2 protein-coding genes are annotated in these 3,353 nt (G+C 40.9%); one reads left to right on the forward strand and one right to left on the reverse strand.

Annotation, left to right across the window (positions count from 1 at the left end; all coding sequences use genetic code 11):
* Positions 1 to 2,147: 2,147 nt before the first annotated feature.
* Positions 2,148 to 2,549 (forward strand): Hsp20/alpha crystallin family protein, encoded by a 402-nt coding sequence (locus tag F6J99_RS43440; RefSeq protein ID WP_070393149.1) that lies wholly within the window; start codon positions 2,148 to 2,150, stop codon positions 2,547 to 2,549.
* A 79-nt stretch (positions 2,550 to 2,628) separates the two neighbouring features.
* Here F6J99_RS43440 and F6J99_RS43445 read toward each other — a convergent pair whose 3' ends face one another.
* On the reverse strand, positions 2,629 to 2,925 hold the full coding sequence (locus tag F6J99_RS43445; RefSeq protein ID WP_293123245.1) for a DUF2470 domain-containing protein: 297 nt from the start codon (positions 2,923 to 2,925) through the stop codon (positions 2,629 to 2,631).
* Positions 2,926 to 3,353 lie beyond the last annotated feature (428 nt).

Here is a 3,353-nt window from a genome sequence, read left to right on the forward strand (position 1 = left end):
TAACTATTTTATCAAGCTTACCAAATCGATACAACTCATATAGAGGAAGCTTTTGAAACTCTCGATATCAATCTTGATAGTTCTATTTCTAAAGAGTAGTTCAAACAAATCTTCGATCAATTTTTGTATAGTGAGGATGTACAAGCACCTGGAAATTGGTTTTTAGGTGTTAGTTTAGCGAAGCAGCTCTGAAGTTTTGGGTAGTTTCTTACATTAGTCATTGGTCATTAATTATGGCTATCTAGGAATTATGGTTTTAATATGCGTTACTGTAGCTGTTTATACGGATCATCACTATTAGCTTAGATAAAATGGTATTATAGCGCTACGTGCAATGGCATTGGCAAGAGGCATGCATCCTAAAGTTGACTACAACAGCTTTTTATGCTTGTATCAATGTCCTAACTTTAGTGCGTAGTTCTATATATTCAGAATAATTTAAGTTTGATTAATGTCAACCTGCATTTATTATCAATAACCCAGAGATTATTTATTCTGTGATTTGATAAAGCTGGAAATTTTAGAGCTGATTCGTAAATTCGCTGTAATCCTTGTAGGATAAGCAGGGCTATTTCATTCTAAATTACAATATTTTATGCATTGACGAGGATACGTCGTTTCAGGCTTCGATAATTCAGGTATGGGATGCCTGAAAGCCTCTAAACTCGTTACCTAGATCCAGAATGAAATAGCCCTGGTAGGATAAGGCTTGCGCTAAACTAGAAAAACTGAACTATTTAATAACCAAAAGACAATCATAGCAAGGCTTTCAGACTTCTTAAGATTTACGTTACGAATCAGCTCTTAATTGCGATGCGGCTTTGCCGACGCTACGAGAACGCAACGACTTCTGTTTGTCTTGCTCAAAGCAAGCCAAAATCTCGGACTCAATAGGACTAATTTACTGGTTTTGACCGGAGTTTTTACGAAGTTCACTGTCAGCCATGCAAAGCGCGAGTGGGGGAAACCACGGCAGTCGCTCATGGTTAGAAGTTACCGTAAGACAGGCTCGCCTTAATCAATAAGTTTTACCCCTTTTCTGCATAGCCTACCAACCATAAAGGCTCAACGTAATCAGGTTTCGTCTCCGGGGGAACCCCCTTTGGCGGCGCTGCCTTCCCAAGACCGTAATGGTGCGTTTTCCGCATTAAGAATTAAATTCGCCACGGGTCGCACCTCTGCATCGCTAAAAATCCGTTGAATGTTTTTTTCAGTTACAATTTATACCAAATTATATAAGCTTACCCTGGCAGATTTTCCCCGATGATTCCGATCAATGTTATGACTTTCTGGATTTTCTGGATTCTAAGCCTGAAGGGTTTCAAAAGCTTTGGTGAAACGAGTTTGAGAAGATTCCTGGCTGCTTGGAGAAGTTGGGAATCTCAACTGTAGTTGCGTTCGCGTAGCGTGACCAAAGGTCAATCGCGCCCCGCGTGACCTACGGTCAATCGCTTTTAGCGTGGCCTACGGCCAATCCCGCAGCGGCTCTTTTGGAGCATCGCATTTCTGTAGTTTTCTCTGCCAGAGACAAGTGACAGGATCCCCAATTTTAGGCATTTTCGGAAATCTGTGAGTATTTCATTGAGCGGTTCTCATATTAATGAGATACACAGTATTTTTGGCGTATTCCCTATGGCGTATTCCCTATGGGGTATTGTCTCCTGAGCCAAAGTTCCCTGATCCCAAGTTGCTTATTCCCTGTCTTGATGCATAAATAGCTAATTAGGCCATGATAGAGTGTTAAATCAAGGCTCTAAGTATTAAAAATATTAAATTAGTATTAAAAATATTAAACAAGTTTGTCAAACCGTCCAGCAGTTTTTATAAGATTTAGTTATAATAGGATTATTAGAAATAAATACTCATAATTAGATCTCAAAAAATAGATCTCAAAAATAGATCTCAAAAATGTAGATCTCAAAAGAGTAAAATCTGCTCACCGCAGCCCAAACAGTAAAATCAGATACTAAAGTCAGCACCGCGCTTGTGCATAGACGGGGCTTCCAAACATCCCAAGATTTTCTGTGAATCAATTCCTGCCAGTCTGGAATTTTATTCTATCTAGAGTGTGGCTAGTTGGGCAACAATAAACTGGGCGGAAATTAGAGGTGAAGGTTAAAAAAACTGGATAGTTGGAGATAACCATAATGGCTATTACTCGTTCGGAACATCTGCCAGATCTAGAAAGTGTGCATCGGGAACTCAACCGCCGACTCACCCATTTCATGAATAGCGACGAGGGAGGATTTCCAGGGATGACGTTTATGCCCTATGCAGAGATCGAAGAAACTCCTAAAGCCGTTTACCTCAGACTAGAAATTCCAGGCATGGAAGCCAAAGACCTTGATGTTGAACTCACCGAAGACTCTGTTTGCATCAGTGGCGATCGCAAATCAGCAGCTAGGACTAAAGGAAGAGGTATGGTACGCTCGGAACTACGCTATGGGAAATTCAAACGGGTTATTCCAATATCAGCCAAGATTAACAGAAATCAGGTTGAAGCTGAATATCACAACGGCATGCTGAAGCTCACCCTGCCTAAAGGGTAAGCGTGAATCTTCAACCTTTTCTGGGAGTGAAAGTTAGTGACCTGAGGGGGTGACAACAAGGCGCTTCAAGGCGTGCTTGTCACCCCTTCAGGTTGCTTACTGACTGCCTTGCTTGTTTGATCATGTCAATTAAGGTGTAGTGAGCATCTTCAGAATCTTTAAGTACATGATCAAAGGTAATGCGCACAGTGGAAGACTCCCCATTGACTTTTGTGATTATATTCATGCCTTGAGGATCAATGGAAACCATTTCTGCTTCTTCTGTATCAGGCGAATTACCGAAAGTCTGAGCATACAGTGCCACAGCATCAGCATGATCATCGTTCATGTGCTTACAAATGCGATCGCTTACCTCAGGAGACAATGGGTCAGACATGATTAACTCAACAAGTATAGTGATCAAAACAAGTATCTTTATCAAGATATCAGGTTTCCCTTCTCAAAACAGTCAGGACTTACCCAGCTCAAAGGAAAAATAAAGGTTTTAGCCAATAGGTAACCGCCAACGGCGAACGGGGATATCAGAATTACAGACCTTTGATAGGTCTGGGTGGATATACTGTCTATGGGGAACTCCTGATTTTTCTATTAGCAATTGACTAGCTTGGAGGATAAAATTCATAGGCACAGCGGTAATTACTCCATGAGTAAAATTGCGAGGGTGCCTGTTTCAGCATCAAGTTAGCTGATAGGATCGGTGTTTTCTGATATATTCATTCTTAGGTATAAGCATTTCCTCTCATTCAAGAAGGTATGTTAACTAGTAATCCCTAAGGTCAAGAGCTACCGGGATATCGGGTGTAA

The organism is Moorena sp. SIO4G3 (genome assembly GCF_010692305.1).
GTDB classification, from domain to species: Bacteria; Cyanobacteriota; Cyanobacteriia; order Cyanobacteriales; family Coleofasciculaceae; genus Moorena; species Moorena producens_A.